General features: G+C 60.8%; 20 protein-coding genes. 7 read left to right on the forward strand and 13 right to left on the reverse strand.

Annotated elements, in window-relative coordinates:
- Positions 1-3: 3 nt before the first annotated feature.
- The 7 genes from ACLEJR_RS14520 to ACLEJR_RS14550 all read right to left on the reverse strand — a co-directional run bounded on the left by ACLEJR_RS14520 (position 4) and on the right by ACLEJR_RS14550 (position 10,202).
- On the reverse strand, positions 4-1,452 hold the full coding sequence (locus ACLEJR_RS14520; RefSeq protein ID WP_440814740.1) for an alginate O-acetyltransferase: 1,449 nt from the start codon (positions 1,450-1,452) through the stop codon (positions 4-6).
- Between the two features lie 11 nt (positions 1,453-1,463).
- Entirely contained in the window at positions 1,464-3,053 is a 1,590-nt protein-coding gene (gene algG / locus ACLEJR_RS14525; RefSeq protein ID WP_440798768.1) for a mannuronan 5-epimerase AlgG, read from the reverse strand.
- Between the two features lie 26 nt (positions 3,054-3,079).
- A complete protein-coding gene (locus tag ACLEJR_RS14530; protein WP_440814770.1) occupies positions 3,080-4,564 on the reverse strand; it encodes an alginate export family protein in 1,485 nt (494 codons plus the stop codon).
- Between the two features lie 5 nt (positions 4,565-4,569).
- Positions 4,570-6,096, reverse strand: coding sequence for an alginate biosynthesis TPR repeat lipoprotein AlgK (algK, locus tag ACLEJR_RS14535; RefSeq protein ID WP_440814743.1), 1,527 nt, complete (start codon positions 6,094-6,096; stop codon positions 4,570-4,572).
- Positions 6,097-6,105: 9 nt separating this feature from the next.
- Complete coding sequence (locus tag ACLEJR_RS14540) at positions 6,106-7,275, reverse strand: HlyD family efflux transporter periplasmic adaptor subunit (RefSeq protein ID WP_440798765.1); 1,170 nt, start codon at positions 7,273-7,275, stop codon at positions 6,106-6,108.
- Positions 7,276-7,310: 35 nt separating this feature from the next.
- Complete coding sequence (gene alg8, locus ACLEJR_RS14545; RefSeq protein WP_440798763.1) at positions 7,311-8,792, reverse strand: mannuronan synthase; 1,482 nt, start codon at positions 8,790-8,792, stop codon at positions 7,311-7,313.
- A gap of 93 nt (positions 8,793-8,885) precedes the next feature.
- Positions 8,886-10,202 carry a nucleotide sugar dehydrogenase gene (locus tag ACLEJR_RS14550; protein WP_440798761.1) on the reverse strand — a complete coding sequence of 439 codons (1,317 nt, stop codon included), beginning with the start codon at positions 10,200-10,202 and terminating at the stop codon, positions 8,886-8,888.
- A 510-nt stretch (positions 10,203-10,712) separates the two neighbouring features.
- Here ACLEJR_RS14550 and ACLEJR_RS14555 point away from each other — a divergent pair.
- Positions 10,713-10,934 carry a hypothetical protein gene (locus tag ACLEJR_RS14555; protein WP_440814744.1) on the forward strand — a complete coding sequence of 74 codons (222 nt, stop codon included), beginning with the start codon at positions 10,713-10,715 and terminating at the stop codon, positions 10,932-10,934.
- 77 nt (positions 10,935-11,011) lie between these two features.
- Here the strand turns inward: ACLEJR_RS14555 and yaaA are convergent, their stop codons facing one another.
- The gene (yaaA, locus tag ACLEJR_RS14560; protein WP_440814746.1) at positions 11,012-11,791 is read right to left on the reverse strand and encodes a peroxide stress protein YaaA; all 780 of its coding nucleotides are present in this window, start codon (positions 11,789-11,791) and stop codon (positions 11,012-11,014) included.
- 330 nt (positions 11,792-12,121) lie between these two features.
- On the opposite strand from yaaA, the gene ACLEJR_RS14565 reads away from it, so the two are divergent.
- The 6 genes from ACLEJR_RS14565 to ACLEJR_RS14590 all read left to right on the forward strand — a co-directional run bounded on the left by ACLEJR_RS14565 (position 12,122) and on the right by ACLEJR_RS14590 (position 17,441).
- Positions 12,122-13,246, forward strand: a complete 1,125-nt coding sequence (locus tag ACLEJR_RS14565) for a polysaccharide deacetylase family protein (protein WP_440814747.1) — start codon at positions 12,122-12,124, stop codon at positions 13,244-13,246.
- 335 nt (positions 13,247-13,581) lie between these two features.
- Positions 13,582-14,976, forward strand: a complete 1,395-nt coding sequence (locus tag ACLEJR_RS14570) for a PhoH family protein (RefSeq protein WP_042730167.1) — start codon at positions 13,582-13,584, stop codon at positions 14,974-14,976.
- Between the two features lie 258 nt (positions 14,977-15,234).
- A complete protein-coding gene (gene moaC, locus ACLEJR_RS14575; RefSeq protein ID WP_440814748.1) occupies positions 15,235-15,708 on the forward strand; it encodes a cyclic pyranopterin monophosphate synthase MoaC in 474 nt (157 codons plus the stop codon).
- Positions 15,709-15,713: 5 nt separating this feature from the next.
- Entirely contained in the window at positions 15,714-15,956 is a 243-nt protein-coding gene (locus ACLEJR_RS14580) for a MoaD/ThiS family protein (RefSeq protein ID WP_440798836.1), read from the forward strand.
- 3 nt (positions 15,957-15,959) lie between these two features.
- Positions 15,960-16,412, forward strand: a complete 453-nt coding sequence (moaE, locus tag ACLEJR_RS14585; RefSeq protein WP_440798751.1) for a molybdopterin synthase catalytic subunit MoaE — start codon at positions 15,960-15,962, stop codon at positions 16,410-16,412.
- Positions 16,413-16,664: 252 nt separating this feature from the next.
- Positions 16,665-17,441, forward strand: a complete 777-nt coding sequence (locus ACLEJR_RS14590) for an ABC transporter substrate-binding protein (protein WP_440798749.1) — start codon at positions 16,665-16,667, stop codon at positions 17,439-17,441.
- Between the two features lie 37 nt (positions 17,442-17,478).
- Here ACLEJR_RS14590 and ACLEJR_RS14595 read toward each other — a convergent pair whose 3' ends face one another.
- The 5 genes from ACLEJR_RS14595 to ACLEJR_RS14615 form a co-directional block, all read right to left on the reverse strand.
- Positions 17,479-18,105: a helix-turn-helix transcriptional regulator gene (locus ACLEJR_RS14595; RefSeq protein WP_440798747.1), complete on the reverse strand. Its 627-nt coding sequence runs from the start codon at positions 18,103-18,105 to the stop codon at positions 17,479-17,481.
- Between the two features lie 101 nt (positions 18,106-18,206).
- Positions 18,207-19,334: an NAD(P)/FAD-dependent oxidoreductase gene (locus tag ACLEJR_RS14600; protein ID WP_440814750.1), complete on the reverse strand. Its 1,128-nt coding sequence runs from the start codon at positions 19,332-19,334 to the stop codon at positions 18,207-18,209.
- Between the two features lie 149 nt (positions 19,335-19,483).
- Positions 19,484-20,431, reverse strand: coding sequence for an ornithine cyclodeaminase family protein (locus ACLEJR_RS14605; RefSeq protein ID WP_440814751.1), 948 nt, complete (start codon positions 20,429-20,431; stop codon positions 19,484-19,486).
- A 124-nt stretch (positions 20,432-20,555) separates the two neighbouring features.
- On the reverse strand, positions 20,556-22,022 hold the full coding sequence (rhlB, locus tag ACLEJR_RS14610; protein ID WP_440798741.1) for an ATP-dependent RNA helicase RhlB: 1,467 nt from the start codon (positions 22,020-22,022) through the stop codon (positions 20,556-20,558).
- A gap of 99 nt (positions 22,023-22,121) precedes the next feature.
- Entirely contained in the window at positions 22,122-22,778 is a 657-nt protein-coding gene (locus ACLEJR_RS14615) for an alpha/beta hydrolase (RefSeq protein WP_440814753.1), read from the reverse strand.
- Between the last annotated feature and the right edge of the window lie 101 nt (positions 22,779-22,879).

Consider the following 22,879-nt stretch of genomic DNA (forward strand, 5'->3'; position numbering starts at 1 on the left):
ACCTCATTGTCCGATCTGAGCCGTTTGTTCGGCTTGCACAGATGCGTTTCGTTTGCAGACTTTCGCTTCCACCTGCTGTGGCGCTGCACCGGCTTCAGGCCCCTGGACTTCGACAGCCAGCAGATTTTGCGAAGCCCAGTCCGCGTCGGTGCGCAACTGGAAGGCGAAACGCCCGTCGGTTTCGGAGGTATCCGGTTTTTCGATCTTGATATCCTCGTGGCGCCCATTCATGTACCAGAGGGTGGCTTGCAAGGTTTTCACCGACGTATCGGCGAAGCGGATGTCGACTTGGTGACTGCTGTTGCGCAGGTCCATGTTCTTGCTGTTGACCATCAATTCGTTCTTGCCCGGTTTGAGCGCGGTCTTGCTGCTCATCAGGGCCGGCTTGCCTTCGCAACCGTTGTTGTCCAGCAGGGCAAACATCTGGCGATAGATGGTTTCCTGGTCCAGGCGATACAGCGGCGAGAATTCCCAGATGAGAATCTTCGGCGGGTTCTTCTGGAACTCCTCGCTGCCCAGGTACTGGATCATCGCGCCCTCGAAGCCGCCGCCCGGGAAGGCCACGTTGAGGATGTCGGCGCCGATGGCTTCTTGCAGGAAGCCGGCGAAGTTGTAGTTCTTGCCGCTGTGACTGGTGCCCACGAGGGTGATCTGCGGGTTGCCGGAATCGCCGAACAGGTCGCCGTCGCCGGCCTCGCCCTTGGGCTCGGTGGTGAACTGGTCCATGTACTGGATGGCGTAGCTGGTGCCGCACAGCTGCCCGGCCATGTTATGCAGGGTGCCGGTCTTGCCCATGCGTCCTGATTTCTTGGTCTCGAACTCGCGCTTGGGAATGTCGGCGAAGGCCGGGAGCTGCTTGACCTTCTCGGCGACGATCTTGGCTGTGCGCTGGGCACCGTAGGGCGTCCAGTGCTGGTCGCCACGGAAGTAGAAATCGTGGGCCGGCAGGGTCTCGGGCAGGTTCTCGTTGGTCAGCGGCGAGAGGTCAGGTACCACGTAGCCCATCTGGGCGAAGCGACCGAGCATGGTCTTGTAGTTGCCCAGGGCCTTTTCGTAGTCGAAGCTGGCCTTCTCCTGCGGGTTGAGCTTGTTGCGGTTCACCAGGCCACGGGTCGGCTGGTAGACGAGCACCAGCTCGACGCCTTTCTTCTTGAACGCATCATGCAACTGTTGCAGGCGCTGGTAGCCGGCCGGGGTGGTGTTGAATTCGGTCCGCAGGTCTTCCTGGGTCCGGAACAGCCAGTCGCCCTGGGCCTGTACCAGCGTGGTGAAGTTCTGCTGGTAACGGGTGGTGTAGTTCTTTGGATCGTGGGCTTGTGGGCACAGGTTGCAGCACGGTTCGGCGGTGAAGGTCGGCGCCTTGATTTCGTCGGCGCGTGCGCCGCTTGCAGCCGCGAGAATGCCGGCAGTCAGGGCGGACAGGCCCAGGAGTTTGATCATCTGTGGGTTCATAAAGGTCATCCTCAGTCCCGCAATTCGGTCTGGCGTTCGACAGGGTCGATCAGCACGGCTTTCTGCTGGCGCACCAGCAAATCGAGAATTTCATCCTGGCGTTCGCCCAGGATTCCCGTGAAGCTGATGCCGCTGGATTTGGTCGGCGCGAGCATGGACACGCGGTACAGCTCGACGCTCAACGGCGAGTCGATGGACAACGGGCCACTGCCGTTGCCGGCCAGTTCGCCTCCAACCACGATCAGCGACACTTGGGCGTCGAACGGGTCGAGCTTGATGTCCCGGTCGGTGTTGGACAGGTCCTTGATGTGGCCATAGAGGCCGGTCAGGCCGTTGGCCATGGACAGGTTTTCGTACAGGCGGATGTTCACGCTGTTACGAATCCGGATGCCGTGGCGCTGGTTGCTGATCACCTTGTTGCCCCACAACAGGTTGTCGGCACTCTCGTAGAGGGTGATGCCGTCGGTGTGGTTCTTGTAGATCTCGTTGTAGGCGATCAGGTTGTTCACACTGTTACGGTCGATCACCACGCCCGAGAGCTTGTTGTCGTAGCTGCGGTTGTTGATGATGAAACTGTCGTTGACCTCACGGGAAATGATGATCCCGTGCTTCTTCTTGGTCCCGTAGACGGTGTTGTCGGCAATGATCAGCCGATGGGAACGGTCGTGGGGGTCGATGCCGTAGACGATGTTGTCTTTGTAGGTGTTGCCCTTGACCACGAAGTCGCGGGTCTCGTAGCAGTAGAAGCCGTACCACATGTCCGAGAACTCGGAACCGATGATCCAGCCGGTCGGTTCCGGACGCTTGAGGACCTTGGCCATGTTCGGCGTGTACTGGGAAATACTCACCCCGTACGACTTACTGTTGGAGTAGCCGAAACTCGCCATCTTGGTGTTGACGATGTAGGTCTCGGTGCCGCCCCAGGACAGCAGGAACGGACGGAATTCCTTGGGCGAACGGAAGGTGGCAGGGCCATTATCCTTTTCGCGCCAGCCGGTGACCTTGGTGTCGCGGATGAACATCGTGCCGTCGTTGACCAGGAATGAGCCGCCCTCCTGGGACAGGCGCAGTTCTTGGGTCTGTTTGTCGATTTCCAGGATGCCCTTCTGGCCGACCACGATCGGAATCCTCGCCAGGTAGACACCCGGCGAGGTTTCGATCACGTACTTGGGCACCTTCTTGGCCAGGTCCTTGAGGTTCATGTAGCCATCGTCGAGGAAGATGGCCTGTGGGATACCGTGCTGGCGCACCACCCACTCGGCCATCTTGTTGTCCCCGCCGATGAAGTCCTTCAAGGCGTTTTCCTGCATCATCCGGCGCACGCTGATCTTGCCGACCTTGGTCCGCACGATCTTGGCTGCCACCGCTTCGGCGGTGTAGCCCCTGAGGTCGGGCAAGGTCGGCGTGGCCAGTTCCAGCGGGGCGGTCGGCGCGCTGCTGACGGTGTAGGTCTTGGCCCTTTGCAGTTCCTTGACCACGCTGCCCGGCTTGACCGCCGGTTCAACGTTGGCGAACGCCGGCGAGCCGGCCAGCAGCATGGCTGCGACCAACAGGCTGATCGAACCTTTCATCGCCTGGCTGTTCCTGAGGTAGCGGTTCATTTCGGGCACTCCCATGGTCATTCGCATCAGAAGCGCCAGATCACGTCGACGAAGGCGCGGTGCATGTACGAATCGACCTCTTTGCCGTAGGCGTCGCCTGGCTTGAACACGCCACCACGAAAGCGCACCAGCGCCGATGGCTCATCGATGGACTGGCTCAAAGCGGCCGGCAACAGGCCTTGCTTGAAGTATTTGGTGACGACCAGGTCGACTTCCTGGCCCAGGTCCTTGTCGCCGTCACGCAGCGGCAGGGTCGAGGTGGACAGGATCGCGCCGGTCACGTCGTCGGTGTTGTTTTCCACAGCGTTGATCCCGTTGCTGCCCACCGGCTTGTTGCCGTCCACGCGCCAGAACTTGTGGTACACCAGGCTGGCGTCGTATTCGTCGCGCAACTGCCAGGAACCGAACAGGCTGGCGCTTTGGGTGTTAGCCATTTCGCCACGGAACGCTTCGCCGAAGCGGTGCACGCGTGAGCGGGTACCGGTGAAGTTCGAGCGGTTGCTTTGCAGGCCGTTCTGTTGGTACTCGTCGCTGGCGCGGGCATAGGCCGCACCGACTTGCCACTGTGGATCGAGACGCAGGCGGATACCCAGGTCAGTGGCCCAGCCATTGAGGTCTTCGCTGCGCTTGGCTTGCGCCGGCCGCGTGCCGTCGGCATTGAGTGCGTTGACGGTGTCGCGGTCGCCGCTCATGCCGGTGAGGCTGGCCCAGTAATTGACGGTGTTGGTGTTGCGCCAGTTGTAGGCGTCGCTGTTGGCTTCCAGGCCCAGCCAGGAAATGTCGCCGTTCTGGGTCTTGTCCAGGGTGTCGGTGGGTTCGCCCGGAACCGGGTAGTCGAGGCTGCCGTTGTCGTGGGTGTGGTGGGCGCGGATACCGGCCCATTGGCCTGGCATCCACTGGTACGCCACGTCACCGTAGACGTGCAGGCGATCCTTGTCCTTGGGAGACAGTTCCTTGAGGTCGGTGCGGTATTCGCTGAAACGTTCGGCAACACCGACGTTGGCACGCAGCAGCGTGGTGTCGAAGGTCCAGTTCAAGGCTTCGATATTGGTGTCGCGCCATTGGCCGTCGTCGTTGCGCAGGCGCTGGCGACCGAACTTCAACTGCTCGCCCGGATACGGGGTCAGTCCGCTGTAGCCAATCCAGAATTCGCGCATCGCCAGGTAGCTCTTCTTGGCTTCGCGGTCGCCGCTGTCGGTCTGCTCGGTCGCGCCATCGGACTGTTGCAGGGTGTCGGTCTCGATGATATCGGTGGAGGTCACGGCCTGGGCCATGGCATAGGCGCTCCAGTTACCGCTTTCGCCGTAGACCCAGGGACGCAGGTCCAGGCCGATACCGTTGACGTCGCCACCGCTCTGGGTGCCGAGGTCGCGGTCGTCTTCGGATTGGCCGGTGATCTTCACTTCCAGGCCGAAGTTCTTGGTTTCAGTCAGCGCCGCCAGGGTCGGGCAGGACCACAGCAGGGCGCAGGTCAGGCCAATGCCGGCCTGCACAAAAGGATTGAGCTTCAATGGCTTCATGGTTTTTCCTCGCCGTCATCTTCTTTTAGGGCTTGCAGTTCCAGCGTATCGGGGCTCATCGCTCCACGAATGGCCTGCTCTTGTTGTAGCAGGCGTTGGGCTTGTGCAAGCTGCTGCGGCGGTAGCTGTGCTTCGAGGGTCTGGGCAAGCTCGATTGCTTGCGGGGTGTTCTGCGCCTTGGCCAACTGGCTGAACACATAGGCGTTGACCGGGTTGGGCTTGGTGCCCTTGCCCTGGGAGAACAACTGGGCGATGGCGAAGTCGGCGCTGTTCTGGCCGCTGCGGGCGGCCTTGAGCAGGTGGTCCAGGGCTTTTTGCGGGTACACCTGGCCCAGGTAGCCACGGCGATAGATCTGGCCCAGGTAATAGTCGGCAGACACTTCGCGGCCCACGGCTTTCTGGAAATGCGCCTCGGCGACCTTGGCGTCGGCCGGCACCCACTTGCCTTCGTAGTACAGCTTGCCCAGCAACACTTCGGCGCGCGGCTGGTCGGCGGCGCGGCCGTTTTCCAGGTACTGCATCATCTTGTCGACGTCACCCAGCTCGGGGAAATCGTAGAGCAGCTGCGCCAGGCTGACCCAGGCGGCAGGGTAGCCGGGGGCGATGCCTTCGAGCAGCGACTGGGCGGTTTTTTCGTCCGTCTTGCCCAGGCTGGCGTCGGCCAGGACTCGGGCGACGCTGTCCACGCGCTGTGCCGAGACCACGCCACGGGCGTGACCGGCCTGCATCTGCTGGATCAACGCGGCCTGCTGTTCCGCCTGGCCGCGTTTCTGATAGACCGTGGCCAGTTCGACGTAGCAGATATCGGTGGCGGCGAGGGCGGCCTTGCAGACTCTTTCCACTTCGTCCAGATGCTGGTCGTAGGTGCCCTGGGTGCGGTAAAGCAGAATCTGCGCCAGGCCGGCTTCCGGGTAGCCGGCGCTGCGCCATTGGCTGATCTGCTGCTGGGCGTTGACGTTCGGGAAGCTGTGCGGGTATTGCAGGTACAGCATCGCCAGCGGGATCAGCGTGTTGCCTTCACCATTGGCGAAGGCTTTTTTCAACAGGCCTTCGGCCTCGTGCTTTTCCGCCTCGGTGGAGCCGGGCTTGGCTACCAGCAGGCGACCCAGGCGTGCCTGGGCCCGTGGCGAAATGTCGGCCGCGGCGCGGTAGGTCGCCTCGGCTTTTCTCATCTGCTCCGGATCACGACTATCTACCTGGATATCGGCCAGGCCCACCTGGGCCTCGCTGTAGCCCAGGTCGGCCAGTTGCTGATAGTTCTGCTGCGCCAACGCCGTGTCGCCGCGCTTGAGGGCTTCGTTGGCCAGGCGCTGGTCGGGCAGGCCGGCACAACCGGCAAGGCTGACGGCCAGGGCAACGGCACACAGTGTTCCGCCGTGGGAAAGCATTCCTTTGTGGGAGCGACCCTGCTCGCCAGGCAGGCGCTGCGATCCTTCAGACACACCTCGCTGATCCCATCGCGAGCATGCTCGCTCCCACAGGGAGTGCAGCGCATTGTTGTTTTGTGGAGTCGTCACGGGCATGTCCTCTGCTTACTTACCAACAGCCATGGCTTTGTCGATCAGCCAGTTCAGGCTTGGGCCTCGGTCGCTGTGGACTTCGACCGGGCGACCGGCCAGCGCGCTGTCCAGGGGCTCGTCTGGCTTGATCAGGACACGGATATCGGAGGACAGGTCTTCGCTTTTCAGGCTGGTGCTGCTGACGATCTTGCCGGTGCGGGTGGTGTCTTCGCCGGCGACCTGGAAGTTGACCGGGGTGCCTGGGCGCACGTCGCCGAACTGGCGATAGGAGAAGCGTGCCTCGACGTTGGCCTCGGTGCCGCGTGGTACCAGTTGGAAAATCACGTCGCCTTTGCTGGCGTACTGACCGTTGGCAACCAGTTGTTGGGAAACGATGCAGTCGCAAGGGGAGGTCAGGGTGCCGGTCATTTGCTTGCCGAACAGTTCCTCGACCTTGGCCGGCTGCAGCTGGTTGTCGTCCAGATGGCCCTTGAGCACGTCGAGCATGCTGGTGCTGAAAGTCGCCAAAGGAGCGCCCTTGGCGGCCACGCCATCGGCCTTGACCAGGCTCTGCACGGTGCCGTCGCGCGGCATGGTGATCGCCATGCCCGGTACGTTCACCAGGCCCGCCTGGGCGTGGCTGACGAAGTACATGCCGTACACCGACTTGAAGATGAAGCCGAACGCCGCCAGGCCGACGATGAAGATCCCGAGGCTGAAGGTCACCGCGCGCAGGCGCCCGAAAGCCGTCATGCCGCCGCTTTCGTCTTTCTGCTTGCGTGCCTTGGTGAAGTTGTCGCGCTGCAAGGTCGCCAGCACGTCGCCGACACCGACGATGTCGCCGGCCAGGTGCGAGGTAATGATGTGGCGCAGCGTCGCGATGTCACGCGGTTCCAGGTTCTGGAACTGGCAACCGGTGCGGCCGGTCTGGCGGTCGTGGGAACGGATCTGCAGTTCCACGTCCATGGCCAGGCCAAGGTTGTCGATCACGAATTGCAGGCGCGCCTTGTAGGTTTCGCCAATCTTGAGCGGCGCCTGGCCGGCATTGAAGCACAGGCCGCCAGCGGACAGGTCCAGGACCTTGACTTCCATTGGCGTCCGGTCGGGACCGAAAAAGCGCAGCTTGGCCGGGATTTTCACCCGGGCGTGTTGGCGCTGGGCTTCGGATTCATGCACTACGTTGACATTCACGGCGGTATTCATAGGGGCGATTTCCTGGTTAATTCATTCAAGTCCGGTCAGACCATCGTCAGCAGCACGGCGACAAAAATGCTGCCGGCGGAGAAGGTCATGGTCCGAGACGACCAAGTGTTGAACCAACGTTGAAAGCTGGCGAGATCACGGGTCAGTGCAGTGGGCTGGCGGGTCCAGGACTGTTGGTCGAGGCGGAAGAACACGTAGATCTTCACCAGCGCGCCGACGATCTGGTTGTAATAGAGAATCATCGGGTAGGCCGGACCGATCCGGTGCCCGGAGCACGACAGCAGCAAGGTCAGGATCAACCGGGTGATGCCGATCCACAGCAGGTACACCAGGATGAACGCGGTGCCGTACTTGAAGCTGGCGATCAGTGCCACGGTCAGGCCCAGCAACGAAGTCCACATCGATACGCGCTGGTCGAGCAGCACGACCGAGGTGAACAGGCCCAGACGCCGCAGACCCAGGCCCAGCGCCCGGGAGTTCTGCCGCAGGTTGTTGCCATACCAGCGGAACATCAGCTTGCGGCTGGCCTTGATGAAGCTCTTTTCGGGTGGGTGCTCGACCGTGTTGATCGCCGCATCCGGCACGTAGAAGGTGTCGTAGCCCAGGCGCATCAGGCTGAACCAGCTCGACTTGTCGTCACCGGTGAGGAACTTGAAGCGGCCCAGGCGCCAGTGTTGCAGCGAGTCGCTTTCCACGTCGGCGATGAATTCCGGGTTGGTCACCACGGTGGCGCGGAACACCGACATACGCCCGGTCATGGTCAGCACGCGCTTGGACAGGGCCATGGAGCACATGTTGATGTGACGCTGGGCGAAACGCAGCTTGTGCCACTCGGCCATGATGTAGCCGCCGCGCACTTCGCAGAACTCGTTGGTGGTCAGGCCGCCGACATTGCCGAACAGCTGGAACCATGGCACGGTCTTGCGCACGACGCCTTCGGCGAGCACGGTGTCGCCGTCGATCACCGCCACCACGGCACGGTCGTCCGGCAGGTGGCGGGAGATGGCGCGGAAACCGTAGGCCAGGCCGTCACGCTTGCCGGTGCCGGGGATGCGCACGAAGTCCAGCTTGACCCGCTCTGGCGGGTTCATGCGGGCCCAGAGGCTCTTGACCAGCAGTTCATCGGACATCTCGACGATGGAGCAGACCACGGTGGTCGGCAGCCCGCAGTCGATGGCCTCGCGAATCACCGAACCGTAGACCTGGGCGGTGGTCAGCGCATCGATTCGAAAGCTGGTGACCATCAGGAACACGTGGGACGGATCCGCTGCCTTGCCCAGCTTGCGTACCTTGCGGCGCAGGTGTGGGTAGACGATGTACAGAAAGATCATGCCGCGAACGAAATGCGTCGCGCCCATGGAGTAACGCCAGATGCCCACGGCGCCGATCAGGAAGATGAAGTCCTTGGATTCGGAGTCGAACGTAGACGTGGGCAGCACCGCGGCGATACCCATCAATAAACTCAAGTAAAACAGCCAACCGGCGGCCTGAAGCAGGCCGTGCTTTAGCCTGTGCATAATCTTGATTCCCAGAATCAGTTGCAAGCTTCAAGCTGCAAGCCGCAAGAGGGCTTTCAGCTTGAAGCTTGAAGCTCGCAGCTTGGGGCTGCCTTACCAGCAGATGCCTTCGGCCCGGCCACTCTCATGAGTGGTCTTGGACATGAAGCCGACCAGGTCGATGACCTGCTTGCCTTCCGGTACGTTCTCGGTCAGCGCGCGGAACTTCTCGTCGCGGTTGCCCAGGATGATGATGTCGGAGCTGTCGATCACGGAGTCGAAGTCGGAGTTGAGCAAGGACGAGACGTGAGGGATCTTCGACTCGATGTAGTCCTTGTTCGCACCGTGGACGCGGGCATATTCGACGTTGCTGTCGTAGATGCGCAGGTCGTAGCCTTTGCCGATCAGCATTTCCGCCAGCTCAACCAGCGGGCTCTCGCGCAGGTCGTCGGTGCCGGCCTTGAAGCTCAGGCCCAGCAGGGCGACTTTGCGTTTCTCGTGGCTGGACACGATGTCGAAGGCGTTCTGCACCTGGGACTCGTTACTGCGCATCAGCGAATTGAGCAACGGCGCTTCCACGTCCAGGGAGCTGGCGCGGTAGGTCAGGGCGCGAACGTCTTTGGGCAGGCAGGAGCCGCCGAACGCGAAGCCAGGGCGCATGTAGTACTGGGACAGGTTCAGGGCCTTGTCCTGGCAGACCACGTCCATCACTTCACGACCATCGACGCCGACGGCCTTGGCGATGTTGCCGATCTCGTTGGCGAAGGTCACCTTGGTGGCGTGCCAGACGTTGCAGGTGTACTTGATCATTTCCGCGACGGCGATGTCTTTGCGGATGATCGGCGCGTCGAGTTCTTCGTAGAGCGATTGCAGGACGTCGCCGGAGGCTTTGTCGAATTCGCCGATGACGGTCATTGGTGGCTGATCGTAGTCCTTGATCGCGGTGCTTTCGCGCAGGAACTCAGGGTTGACCGCGACGCCGAAATCAACGCCGGCTTTCTTGCCGGAGCAGTCTTCGAGGATCGGAATGACAACGTTTGCGACGGTGCCCGGCAACACGGTGCTGCGAACCACGATGGTGTGGCGGGTGGTCTTTTCACGCAGGACAAAACCGATCTCGCGGCACACCGCTTCGATGTAGTTGAGTTCCAGGTCACCGTTCTTTTTACTCGGCGTGCCAACGCAAATCATCGACAGGTCGGTATCACGAATGGCTTCGGCGAAGTTGGTAGTGCCGCGCAGTCGACCTGTTTGAATACCTTGTGCCAGCAGTTCGCCAAGACCCGGTTCAACGATCGGCGATTTACCGGCGTTGATCATGTCGATTTTGTCTTTGGCGACATCTACGCCAACTACATCATGGCCCCGTGCAGACAGGCAACCGGCACATACTGCACCGACGTAACCCAAACCAAATATGCTAATGCGCATCGCATTTACCTCTGTTTTTCACGCCATTAAATGGCCGGAGTTAATAGTGTTCAGCGGTCATCGCGCACTCGGAAGTGTGGAATGCAGGCGCCACAGTGCCGTGTGCAGGCATACAAGTTCCGAGTGTCTAAATAATTGCACTCAAGTTGTGCGCAAAGCGGCCTAGTTGTTATGACCTGCCCTGTTATGCAGCCAGACCCCCGTTATCGGGGGCGTTCGTGCAAAAATCCATTACCTCCGATCTCTGGCAAAAAGCCCACAAAATCAGAAGCTTGTGTGCTCGGGTGAGCACGTTATAGGGGCGCAGCCTTGGCCTTGTAGGGGATACTAATGGTGCGTTATCTCCTGTCCTTTCATCTTGGGTCCATTTGTACGACCGTTTCACTTAGTTGTCGTGACAACTTGGTTACTCTGGTCGATACCCTATGTAAGTTTTCTCTTACAGACGCGGCGAGAATCGTTACGGGTGGTATGAGCCGTGCAAATTGACATAGTTCCTATCCGCTCATCGTGATTTTCGAAATTTTTCGAAATATTCTCGAAGATGGCACTGCTCGCAATATGATGGCACCTGCGATTTTGCCCTTTATTGATGGGGAGTTAGGCGGGGTAGATATTTTTGTGCCACTACTGGTAAAAAAATTTGGTGCCACTACGCAAAAAACTGACGAGTGTCGAGTGAAAGAAAAGTTAGCGATGGAGTGGGACGATTTATTGGCGTCATGGAACTGACGAACTAGGCGGGCAAGTAAGATGACAAGTGCGGATGTGATCGAAGCCCCCGATCAGGGGGCATATATGTTTATGCCTTATTCAGGTGCATGGTCGCGCAGGAAAACCAGTTTGTCCGGGCTCGACTGCTCCGGGGCGAACCGATAGCCCTGAGCGTCGAATTGCTTGAGTGACTGGGGATTGTTGATCCGCTCCTGAATGACAAAGCGACTCATCAGTCCTCGGGCTTTCTTGGCGTAGAAACTGATGATTTTGTATTGGCCGTTCTTCAGGTCCCTGAACTCGGTATCAATGACTCGCGCATTCAGTGCACTGCGCTTGACCGCTGAAAAATATTCGTTGGAAGCCAGGTTCAAGAGGATATCGTCGCCTTGATCAGCCAGGGCTTCGTTGAGCCATTCGCTGATACGCGTGCCCCAGAAGGCATAGAGATCCTTGCCGCGGGCATTGGCCAGCTTCGTTCCCATCTCCAGGCGGTAGGGCTGCATCAGGTCCAAAGGGCGCAGCAGGCCATAGAGTCCCGAGAGCATGCGCAAGTGTTTCTGGGCGTAGTCGAAATCGGCTTCACCCAGGCTTTGCGCATCCAACCCGGTATAGACATCGCCCTTGAAGGCCAGCAGCGCCTGCCTGGCATTGGCCGGGGTGAACGCTGGGGTCCAGCTTCCGAAGCGCGCAGCGTTCAGGCCGCCGATCTTGTCGGACACATGCATCAGTTCGCTGATCTGCGCCGGCGACAACTCGCGCAACTGCTCGATCAGCTCCTGGGAGTGGTCCAGATACTGCGGCTGGGTGAAACGCTCGGTGGCCGGCGGTGTTTCGTAGTCGAGGGTCTTGGCGGGGGAAATCACCATCAGCATGCGTTCGTCTCCTTTAAAGGTGCGGCGATTCTAGGGGGTTGTCCGGGTGGACTCCAGCTATTGGGGTGATAGGGGATGGGTGGTGCGATTCGAGCTGTAGCCTGGATGCGTAGACTCTTGTGGCGAGGGAGCTTGCTCCCGCTCGAGCGCGAAGCGGTCGCTGGCATTTGGGGCTGTTTCGCGACGGCACTCCTGGGACTGCTTCGCAGCCCAGCGGGAGCAAGCTCCCTCGCCACGAAAGCAGGTGGGCCAGATAAGGGGGCGCAGGCGAGTCCTCGCTCCAGGATCGGCTATGATGCCGCCGCGGGTTTCGTTATGGAGACATCCCTTTTGCGTATCGTTCTTCTGTTATCGGCATGGCTGTTGAGCCTGGGCGCCATTGCCGCGCCCATCGACGTCGCCACCCTGGATCGCAGCACCTGGCCGGAACAACTCACCAGCCCGACCCTGTTCGACGTGGCCTCGCGGGCCGAGATCCTAATGTTCGCCCGTGTGCTGCTCGACGTCGACGCCATGGACGAGACCGCGCTGAAACAGTACTTGGGGCTGCGCACGGTCAACATGGGCGCGATTGACGCGCTTCGCGAACGGCTTTGGCGTCGGCTGCTGACTGGCTACAATTTCGCTCAGCGCAGTTGTGACCAGGATGCGTCTTTCTGTTACCTGGTCGAGGATATGGCCACCCTGCGTGAAGAAGCCCGTCGATTCCATCTCGATGACGACTCCTACTACATCAAGTGGGCCGGGCCGAGCCAGATCTTCCACACACAATACCGGGATGAACTGTTGCGCAAAGCCGCGCTGTTTCCGCAATCGAGCAGCGAAATCGCCCGGTTCGGTGATTACGAGCGCAACGGCGAAGAAATGAACGACCGGCTGTTCCTGCTGACCTTCGACAGTGGCGCCAACGTCGTACCGGACCATACCCAGTGGCTGGCCGATTACCTGCGCAAGTCGAACATGAACGGCACGTTTTTCGTGCTGGGCAAGGACATCCAGGCGCGCCTGGCACAGCGCTCGGTCAACAGTCTTCAGGGGCTGTATTCAGGACAATGCGTGGGTGTGCAGGGCTGGGAATTCCGTTCCCACAGTTATTGGCAGGACTGGCAGGATTCGGTGCGACGCAGTGTCGAGTTGGTCAAGGGCAAGTTGCCGGAAAACTTTGTGCCGCTGTTCCGGCCACCCCAGGGCCAGCGCCGGGGCGATGCCGAAGGGTTTTTCCGCAGCCAGGGCCTGCAAGTGGCGCTGTGGGACATCGACCCTCTGGACAGCACCGGCCGGCTCAAGCCTGAGCAAAGCGCCCAGCGTGCGCTGACCCTGATGCTGTTGTGGCGCCATGGCGTGATCAATTTCAACGCCAGGCAGGATGGCGTGAAAACGGCATTGCCCTGGCTCATGACACAGACGGCGCAAAGCGGGATCGGTTGGGAGGATTGTCAGGAAGCGTTTCGCTGAACGCCCGAAAGGCCCGGAAACATTGGGGAAGGGGAAAATTGCGGCGCACATTCATGACGACCGGACTTCCGACTTTAACGGCGCGACGGCGGTACGCCAAGGGTTATTCGTCACTCTGCAAAATAAACTTCAAAAAAGCGTCAAAGTGCTTTTTCCTGTCATGGTTTTTGGAGTATCAAGAGGTCAGACCGCCGAAACCTGCAACACAGGTGGCGTCTTCCAAGACCCAGATTGTGTGCAGTTCACCTCATCCCCGCAGGTGAATTCGGTGGCTACTTCGAGGCGCAGCACTGTCACGGTATTGCGTCGAATGGCCCCCACATAGGTGACCGAGTATGGATGACCACGGACGTAGCCCTTCCTCCAACCAGCCAATCCTCTATGTACTCGATACCAACGTATTGATCCACGATCCAAACGCGCTCCTGAACTTCGAAGAACACCACGTTGCCATCCCGATGACCGTCCTTGAGGAGCTGGACAAACTCAAGAGCGGCCACCATAGCGTTGCGGCCGAATGCCGCCAGGCGATCCGCCTGATCGACAAGACCCTGGGCGATGCCTCCCCCGAGGACGTCGAGCTGGGGGTACCGATCCAGCGGGGCAAGAGCGGTCCCAAGGGCCTGCTCTCGATCCTGATGAGCAAGCGCACCGAACCTAACCTGGTACTGCCTGAACACCTGAACGACAACATCATCATCAACCAGTTGATCGACCTGCACGCGCGCAACAAGGATCAAGCCGTGGTGCTGGTGACCAAAGACATCAACATGCGCCTCAAGGCCCGCGCCTGCGGGATCGCGGCAGAAGACTACAGCACCGACCAACTGGTCGACGACGTCTCGCTGTTACCCAACGGCTACCACACCATGACCGGCTCGTTCTGGGACCGCGTGAGCAAGGTCGAAACCCGCCAGGACCATGGCCGCACCTGGCATCAGGTACAACTGATCGACAACCTGCCGGCCGTGCACATCAATGAATTCATCATCGACGAACAAGGATTCGTCGGCTGGATCAAGGAAATCCAGGACGACAAGTTGCTGATCCTCGACCTGCACCAGGAACCCCTGCTGCACCAGGAAGCCTGGGGTCTCAAGCCTCGTGACATCTATCAGAGCCTGGCGCTGTTCGCCCTGCTCGATCCGGATATCCACCTGGTCAACCTCTCCGGTGCCGCAGGCTCGGGCAAGACCATCCTGGCCCTGGCCGCGGCCATCGAGCAGACTATGGTCAGCAAGCGCTACCGGCGCATCATCGCCACTCGCAGCGTGCAGGGCCTGGACCAGGAGATCGGTTTCCTGCCCGGCACCGAGGCGGAAAAAATGGAGCCTTGGCTGGGGGCCATCACCGACAACCTCGAAGCCTTGCACATGGATGACGAAAGCACCCATGGCAGCGTCGACTACATCCTCAGCAAAGTGCCGTTGCAGTTCAAATCCCTCAACTACATCCGTGGCCGTAGCTTCCAGCAGAGCCTGATCCTGATCGACGAGTGCCAGAACCTCACGCCGCACCAGATGAAAACCATCATCACCCGTGCAGGTGCCGGTTCCAAAGTCGTGTGCCTGGGTAACCTGGCGCAGATCGACACCCCCTACCTGTCCGCGACCAGCTCCGGGCTGACCTACCTGACCGAACGCTTCAAGGACTTCCCCAACGGCGTCCACATCACCCTGCAAGGCGTACCGCGCTCGATCCTGGCCGAATACGCCGAATCGCACCTGTAACCCAACCAGACCGGACGGCCTCCAGGCCGCCCGGTTTTTTACGGCTGTACAAAAACCTGTGGGAGCGGGCTTGCTCGCGAAAGCGCTGTGTCAGACGCCTATTGAGCAATTGACCCACAGCATTCGCGAGCAAGCCCGCTCCCAAAAAGGGGATGTGCGGTGTCTGGGGCATTACAGCGCACCCCAGGTGCGACAATCAGGCGTGCCTGAATCTGACCCACGGGTTTACAATCGACACTCCCGATCAGGAGTAACCCTGTGCTGACTCATCTCGATTCCCAAGGTCGCGCCAACATGGTCGACGTCACCGACAAAGCCGTGACGTTCCGTGAGGCCACCGCCGAAGCCTTTGTGCGCATGCTGCCCGAGACCCTGCAGATGATCGTCAGTGGCGGTCACCCCAAGGGCGACGTGTTTGCCGTGGCGCGCATCGCCGGTATCCAGGCGGCGAAAAAGACCAGCGACCTGATTCCACTCTGTCATCCGCTGATGCTCACCAGCGTCAAGGTCGAACTCGATGCCCAGGGCGACGACCTGGTGCGTATCGTTGCTCGTTGCAAACTGTCGGGGCAGACCGGGGTGGAGATGGAAGCATTGACCGCCGCCAGTGTCGCGGCGCTGACGATCTATGACATGTGCAAGGCCGTCGACCGGGGCATGACCATCGAAGGTGTGCGGGTGTTGGAGAAACTGGGCGGCAAGAGCGGCCATTTCCAGGCGGATGCGTCATGAAAGCCATGAAAATTACCGTGAAATTCTTTGCCCGGTACCGTGAAGCGCTGGGGGTGGATTCGGTGGTGGTCGAAGGCGACTTCGCCACCGTCGATGACGTGCGTGCACTGCTTGCCAGGCGCGAGGGGGCCGAGGTGCTCAGGGAGCAGAACCTGATGTGTGCCCGCAACGAAGACTTGTGCCAGCTCGATGAGCCTCTGGTCGACGGCGACGAAGTCGCGTTCTTCCCCACCGTGACCGGAGGCTGAGCCATGGCCATTCGTGTGCAGGCCGAGCCGTTCGATCCGGGCGCTGAAGTCAACGCGATGCAGGCGGCCAACGTCGGTGTGGGGGCGGTGGTGAGTTTTGTCGGCTATGTGCGTGACTTCAACGATGGCCTCGATGTGTCCGGGATGTTCCTGGAGCATTACCCGGGCATGACTGAAAAAGCCTTGGCCAAGATCGCCACCGAGGCCGGGCAGCGCTGGCCGCTGCTCAAGCTGCAAGTGCTGCACCGCATCGGCGCCCTGGAACCGGGCGAACCGATTGTCTTCGTGGCCGCTGCCAGCGCCCATCGCCAGGCCGCATTCGATGCTTGCGCCTTTGTCATGGACTACCTCAAGACCCGCGCCCCGTTCTGGAAAAAGGAAAACACCGCCGACGGCCCGCGCTGGGTGGAAGGGCGGGACAGTGATCATGTGGCCGCGGATCGCTGGAAAAAGTAACCCTTCTGCTGTTTCTTCGGCGGATGTCAGTCCCCTATCGCGAGCAGGCTCGCTCCCACAATAAAGCTGAGTTAATACACGGGCCCCTGTGGGAGCGAGCCTGCTCGCGATGAGGTCATCAGCCTCCCATCCAATTCCCTGCCTGACCGATTGACGATTTGTACATTAAAGTCCAGTATGGATTTATAAGTACAAAACATCCTTGCACGCTTTTTTCTCTGCCAAACCAACAACAACCCGCGAGAGAACGTCATGAACAAATTTCCCCTCATCACCGGCCTGGCCTTGAGTCTGTTGGCCTCCAGCCATCTGTTCGCCGCCGACAAGACGCTGCGGATCGGCATCGAGGCGGCTTATCCGCCATTTGCGTCCAAGAATTCGGAAGGGAACATCGTGGGGTTCGACTACGACATCGGCAACGCCTTGTGTGCGCAGATGAAGGTCGAGTGCAAATGGGTCGAGGGTGAGTTCGATGGGCTGATTCCGGCGCTGAAGGTGAAGAAGATCGACCTGGCATTGTCCTCCATGACCATCACCGAAGAGCGCAAGAAGTCGGTGGACTTCACCCACAAGTATTACTTCACTTCGTCGCGCCTGGTGATGAAGGAGGGCGCGGTGGTCGATGATCAGTACGCCAGCCTCAAGGGCAAGACCGTGGGTGTGCAACGGGCCACCACGACCGATCGCTACGCCACGGAAGTCCTCGAGCCCAAGGGCGTGATCATCAAGCGCTACAGCAACAATGAAGAGATCTACATGGACCTGGCGTCCGGTCGCCTGGACGCGATCTTCGCCGACACCATTCCACTGGAAGACTTCCTCTCGATGCCGCGCGGCAAGGGCTATGCCTTTGTCGGTCCTGAACTCAAGGACCCGAAATACGTCGGTGAAGGCGCGGGCATTGCGGTGCGCAAGGGCAATACCCAATTGGTGGCGGACTTGAACAAGGCCATCGATGGGATTCGGGCCAGTGGGGAGTATCAGCGGATCCAGGCCAAGTATTTCAAATCCGATATCTATGGCGACTGACTGACCGCTATCGCGAGCAGGCCAGGCAACACAAATCCTAGCCCTTCAACTCCTTCAAATGCTTGTAAACCGTCGCCCGCCCCATGTTCAGTACATTGGCCACATAGTTGGAGGCGCTCTTGCCCTTGAAGGCGCCTTCAGCGTGCAACGCCAGCACCAGCTCGCGTTTGTGATCGCGGGTCAACAGATTCAGGCTCAGCTGACGTTCGCGCATCCAGGCGTGCAGGAAGGTGTTGATCCGTTCCTGCCAGTCATCGCGAAACAACGACTCCGGCTGGGGAATCAATTTGCCCGGCGACAGGAACAGGTCGAGGGCGGCCTTGGCATTCTCGAACAGCGAAATGTTCAGGTTGATGCACAGCACCGCCAGCGGGCGACCGTCGGCATCACGCAGGACGCTGCTGAGGCTGCGGATCTTCTGTCCGTCCCAGTTGAGTTTTTCATAGGGCCCGATGTTCCGTTCACTCACGTCTTCGCTGAGCATGTCGTCCAGGGACGAGTCGTCGCCGATCTCACGTTTGGAGAGGTTATTGGCGATGTAGTCGACTTTCTGCGTGCGCAGGTCGTGCAGCACCACCTCGGCGTGGGGGTAGAACAGCGTGGCGATGGCGTCGGCGATGGTGTGGAAGTTTTCCAGCGCCGGATCGGGTTGCGGGGCGTTCATGACAGGGCTCCAGGCAGCGTCAGCGCCCCGTGGAACAGGGGCGCGGGGGAGTGTGCCGCAATCGTGGCGATGCGTCACCTACGTAGCTTTTACCCGGTGCGTCAACCCAGACGTTCGGGGGAGAGCATTGCGCTGTTCAGGCCAAAACGGGCCAGCGCCTCGGGCAGCGGTTCGCCACGCACCAGTGCCGCACTGGCCTGGCCCATGGCGGGAGAGGTCTGGATGCCGTAGCCGCCCTGCGCCGCGACCCAGAAAAGGCCGGGAACCTGCGGATCGAAACCGCTGATCAAGTCCCCGTCGTGCACGAAGCTGCGCAACCCGGCCCACGTGCGGGTCGGACGGCGGATGGTGAGCGTTGTGGCTTCTTCGATCTGGTAGATGCCCATGGCGATGTCCAGTTCTTCCGGTTGCACGTCATGAGGTTCCACCGGGTCGGCGTTCGCCGGCGAGCCGAGGAACATGCCGGCGTCGGGCTTCATGTAGAACGATTCATCCAGACTTACCAGCATCGGCCAATCATGAATGTCCACGCCCTCGGGGCCGGCGAAGATGAAGGCCGCGCGACGCTTGGGTTGCAGGCCCAGTTTCGGCGCGCCGGCCATCTGCCCGATCTCATCGGCCCAGGCCCCGGCCGCGTTGATCAGCACAGGCGTCGTGAAGGTCCGGTCCGCGGTCCGTACCTGCCACATCCCCTGGTCGTCGCGACACAGGTCTAGCACCTCGCTGTCGGTATGCACCTCACCGCCGCTGCGCCGAATACCTCGCAGGTAACCCTGGTGCAGTGCATCGGTGTCGATGTCCGCAGCCGTGGGATCGTAAATGGCGCCGTGGACCTTTTCCCGTCGCAGGATCGGCAGTCGCACACACGCCTCTTCGGCGCTGAGCAGTTGCATTTGCGGCACGGTGGCCTTGGCGCTGAGGTATTGATTGTTCAGCTCCACCGGGTCGCCGGTGAAATCGACGGTCATTTCGCCCCGAGGGGTCAGCAATGGATGCTCGCAGAAACCCGCTGGCGGCGCGTCGAAAAAATCCCGGCTGGCCTGGGTCAGCGCCCGTACCTGCGCAGTGCCGTAGGCGGCTGTGTACAGCGCCGCCGAACGCCCGGTGGAGTGATAGCCCGGATGGGATTCGCGCTCAAGCACAATGACCCGGCCATGGGACGCCAGCCAGTAACCGGTGGAAGCACCGGCGATGCCACCGCCGATGATGATGAAATCTGCTGAGTTCATGTAGCTCTCCTGTGGAGCGCGATCCTGGGAATGTCGCTGGTTCCTTGTGGGAGCGAGCCTGCTCGCGATGACGGCCTGACCGGCGACATTGTTTTGAATGTGCCGGCCTCATCGCGAGCAGGCTCGCTCCCACAGGGGAATGTGGTGTATCAGTCGCGGAGGTGGTAAAGCGCATTCGCCAGCGCAACGTCCTCCAGCCCCAGGCCGATGGAGCGGAAGAACACATGGCGTTCATAGCCAGGACGCGCGACCTGTTCGCTGAGCAGCTCCGGCAAGTCGCCGACGATGTGCGACGCATCCCAGCCATGCTGCTCGCCGGCAATCAGCATTTCTCCGGCCGAACCCGGCGTGGTCTGACGATAATCGCAGAACACGTCCATGTCGTTCAGACTCTGCGGCGGCACTTCGTGGGCTCGCGGGGCGTTGGTGCTGATTGAAGTGATCAGTGTCGGTTTGCCGAGGACCTGAGGGTCGAGCACCGCTTTGGCGGACGAGGTGCAGAGCATGACCACATCGGCGTCGCTTACCGCAGCTTCCAGGCTTTCGGCCAATTGCAGGCGTGGGTCGAGGTCGTTGAGTGACGCCAGTTCTCCGGCAGATTTATCCTTCAGCCCGGGAGAGTAGAGGCTGATGCATTGCCAGTCCCGCAAGCCCTTGACGTATTGCACGTGGGCCCGCGCCACTGCGCCACTGCCGATGACGGCCAGGCGCTGGGCCTTGGACGGGGCAAGGGCATCGACGGCAACGGCGGTGGTTGCGGCGGTGCGGGCGGTCGTCAGCTCGGCGGCGTCGCACAGCAGCAGCGGCTGGCCGGTCTGCATCGACATCAGCAAGGTCCAGGCGGTGACGAGCGAGCCTCGCTCGCCGACGATATACGGCGAGGTCTTGACTCCGTATACCTGGTCTTCAGCCAGCACCCCCAGGTAATTGATGAAGTCCCCGGCGCCGTGGGGGAACACCACCCATTGCTGGGGTGGTTGCACCGCTTGCCCGGCGGCGAGGTCGCGAAACAGCTTGCGCAGGATCTGTGGCACGTCGACTTGTGCGAGGAGTCCTCGGGCTTGGGCATGGGTCATGACAGAGGGCGTGCTGGACATCGTGGACTCCGGGTGATGCCGGTAAACTTATTTGTCCATTATGGACTTTTTGTTTATTCGAGCAATATCCCAGGCAAAAAAAAGCGCAGCCATCAGGGCTGCGCTTGCTGATTTGCGACGAACGTCAGGAGCGTTTGCGCTCGACCGGCCGCAGCAGATGGGTGGGCGGCATCTCGCAACTGATCTTGCGCCCCAGCAGCGCCTCGATGGAGGGCAGCTGATAGGAATCATCCTCGCCAGCGAAGCTGATGGATACGCCCTCGGCGCCGGCGCGACCGGTACGGCCGATGCGGTGCACATAGTCGTCCGGGACTTCCGGCAGGGTGAAGTTGATCACATGGCTGATACCGTCGATGTGAATGCCGCGCCCGGCCACATCGGTAGCCACCAGTACGCGGATCTTGCCCTCGCGAAAGCCTTCCAGGGTCTTGATGCGCTTGTGCTGCGGCACGTCGCCGGACAGTTGCGCGGCATTGACGCCATCGCGCACCAGGCGTTCTTCGATGCGCCGCACTTCGTCCTTGCGGTTGGCGAACACCATCACCCGCTCCCAGCCGTTGTCGTTGACCAGGTTGTAGAGCAGCTTGTACTTGTCGGCGCTGGCCACCGCGTAGATGTGCTGTTCGACGTTTTCGCTGGCAACGTTTTCGGCTTCGATCTCGACGATGGCCGGGTCGGTGGTCCACTGCTTTGCGAGGTTCATCACATCGTCGGTGAAGGTCGCGGAAAACAGCAGGGTCTGGCGTTCGCTTTTCGGTGGGGTCTGGCGAATGATCTGGCGCACCTGGGGGATGAAGCCCATGTCGAGCATGCGGTCGGCTTCGTCCAGCACCATCACTTCGACCATGTCCAGATGGACGTCGCCGCGCTGGTTGAAGTCCAGCAGGCGGCCCGGCGTGGCCACCAGAATGTCGCAGTGGCGCGCTTCGAGGTGCTTGAGCTGCTTGTCGAAGTCCATGCCGCCGACGAAGGTCATGACGTTCAGGCCGGTGTACTTGGTCAGGTCGGCGGCATCCTTGGCGATCTGCACCACCAGTTCGCGAGTCGGCGCGATGATCAGCGCCCGCGGCTCGCCCATGTAGCGTTCCTTGGGCGGCGGGGTCTGCAGCAACTGGGTGATGATGGAAATCAGGAACGCGGCGGTCTTGCCGGTGCCGGTTTGTGCGCGGCCGATGGCGTCCTTGCCGGCCAGGGTGTAGCCCAGCACCTGCGCCTGGATCGGCGTGCAGTACGGGAAGCCCAGGTCGTGGATGGCATGCATCAGTTCAGGCGCGAGTTTGAAATCGTGGAAGCGGGTCTTGCCCTCCTGGGGCTCGACGACGAAGTCCTCCGGCTTCCAGGCGACCACCGGCGGTTTCGCGGCGCGTTCGCGGCGTGGCCGTGGGGCATCGTTGCGTGGCTTTTTCGGCGCTGGCGCCGCGACTGGCTCGGCAGTGGCCTCTTTCCTGGCTTCTGCAACGGGTGCAGGCCGGCGCGACTGATGGGGCGCTTCGGTGTGGCTCGGACCTGGGACGGGAGCGTTGGCGCCGGGCGCGAGCTGCTCGGCCTCGCTTTTACCGAACATCTTCTTGAGTGCTTTGAGCACGGTCATCTCATCGATTGGTTAAGGAATGTACGCCGGCCAGTGTAATGCAAGAAACGGGCGCGGCGTAGTGTGTTCATCGACAGCGGGTACGCGGCGAATCGCCCTTCAACGCAAACGTTCCGTCAACCAGGTGCCGATGTCGCCAATCTCCTCGGGTAACACTTCGTGGCCCATTGGGTATTCCTGCCATGTCACGGTGACACCATGCTGCTTCAGATACTCCTTCGCGGTCCGGCCCATGGGGTTGAGCACCACTTCGTCGTACTGCCCATGCAGTGCCAGCACCGGGATGCGTTGCTGGCTGGCCGACAATTGCAATTCATCACTGAAAGTCGGCGCGTAGGTGGACAGTGCAATCACGCCTCCCAACGGGCCCTGCCATTTCACGAAGGCCGTGTGATACACCACCGCGCCGCCCTGGGAGAAGCCCGCCAGGAAAATCCGCGAAGCGTCTATTCCGCTGGCTCGCTGGGTTTCGATCAGATCCATGACCCGCTGTGCCGAGGCCTCCAGTTGCTGTTCATCGATGGCTCGGGCGGGGCTCAGGGCACGAATGTCGTACCAGCTGGGCATGGCGTAACCGCCGTTTATCGTTACTGGTTGCGTCGGCGCCTGGGGTAGAACGAAGCGTGTAGTGAGCAGGGTTTGCTGCAGGATTTCGGCTACGGGCAGGAAATCATAACGATCGGCACCCAGGCCGTGGAGCCAGATAACGCACGCATCGACAGCGCTGCTGGGCTCGAGAATCAAGGGGTCGGTCATGGTCGTGCTCCAAATCTGTGCGGGTGCGCCCAATCAGTGCGTGATTGCGGTGCATGCCCGGTGCCTCAGTTAATTAGATGTCGCAAAGTTGAAAGTTTTTG

Origin of the sequence: Pseudomonas sp. SMN5, assembly GCF_052041925.1 — a bacterium.
In the GTDB taxonomy this organism is placed as follows: Bacteria; Pseudomonadota; Gammaproteobacteria; order Pseudomonadales; family Pseudomonadaceae; genus Aquipseudomonas.

Bases quoted from the DNA above. Each gene is read 5' to 3' on its own strand.
- ACLEJR_RS14520 (WP_440814740.1), bottom strand. From the start codon at position 1,452: ATGAACCCACAGATGATCAAACTCCTGGGCCTGTCCGCCCTGACTGCC.
- algG (WP_440798768.1), bottom strand. From the start codon at position 3,053: ATGAACCGCTACCTCAGGAACAGCCAGGCGATGAAAGGTTCGATCAGC.
- algK (WP_440814743.1), bottom strand. From the start codon at position 6,096: ATGCCCGTGACGACTCCACAAAACAACAATGCGCTGCACTCCCTGTGG.
- ACLEJR_RS14540 (WP_440798765.1), bottom strand. From the start codon at position 7,275: ATGAATACCGCCGTGAATGTCAACGTAGTGCATGAATCCGAAGCCCAG.
- alg8 (WP_440798763.1), bottom strand. From the start codon at position 8,792: ATGCACAGGCTAAAGCACGGCCTGCTTCAGGCCGCCGGTTGGCTGTTT.
- ACLEJR_RS14550 (WP_440798761.1), bottom strand. From the start codon at position 10,202: ATGCGCATTAGCATATTTGGTTTGGGTTACGTCGGTGCAGTATGTGCC.
- yaaA (WP_440814746.1), bottom strand. From the start codon at position 11,791: ATGCTGATGGTGATTTCCCCCGCCAAGACCCTCGACTACGAAACACCG.
- ACLEJR_RS14570 (WP_042730167.1), top strand. From the start codon at position 13,582: ATGGATGACCACGGACGTAGCCCTTCCTCCAACCAGCCAATCCTCTAT.
- ACLEJR_RS14580 (WP_440798836.1), top strand. From the start codon at position 15,714: ATGAAAATTACCGTGAAATTCTTTGCCCGGTACCGTGAAGCGCTGGGG.
- moaE (WP_440798751.1), top strand. From the start codon at position 15,960: ATGGCCATTCGTGTGCAGGCCGAGCCGTTCGATCCGGGCGCTGAAGTC.
- ACLEJR_RS14590 (WP_440798749.1), top strand. From the start codon at position 16,665: ATGAACAAATTTCCCCTCATCACCGGCCTGGCCTTGAGTCTGTTGGCC.
- ACLEJR_RS14595 (WP_440798747.1), bottom strand. From the start codon at position 18,105: ATGAACGCCCCGCAACCCGATCCGGCGCTGGAAAACTTCCACACCATC.
- ACLEJR_RS14600 (WP_440814750.1), bottom strand. From the start codon at position 19,334: ATGAACTCAGCAGATTTCATCATCATCGGCGGTGGCATCGCCGGTGCT.
- ACLEJR_RS14605 (WP_440814751.1), bottom strand. From the start codon at position 20,431: ATGTCCAGCACGCCCTCTGTCATGACCCATGCCCAAGCCCGAGGACTC.
- rhlB (WP_440798741.1), bottom strand. From the start codon at position 22,022: ATGACCGTGCTCAAAGCACTCAAGAAGATGTTCGGTAAAAGCGAGGCC.
- ACLEJR_RS14615 (WP_440814753.1), bottom strand. From the start codon at position 22,778: ATGACCGACCCCTTGATTCTCGAGCCCAGCAGCGCTGTCGATGCGTGC.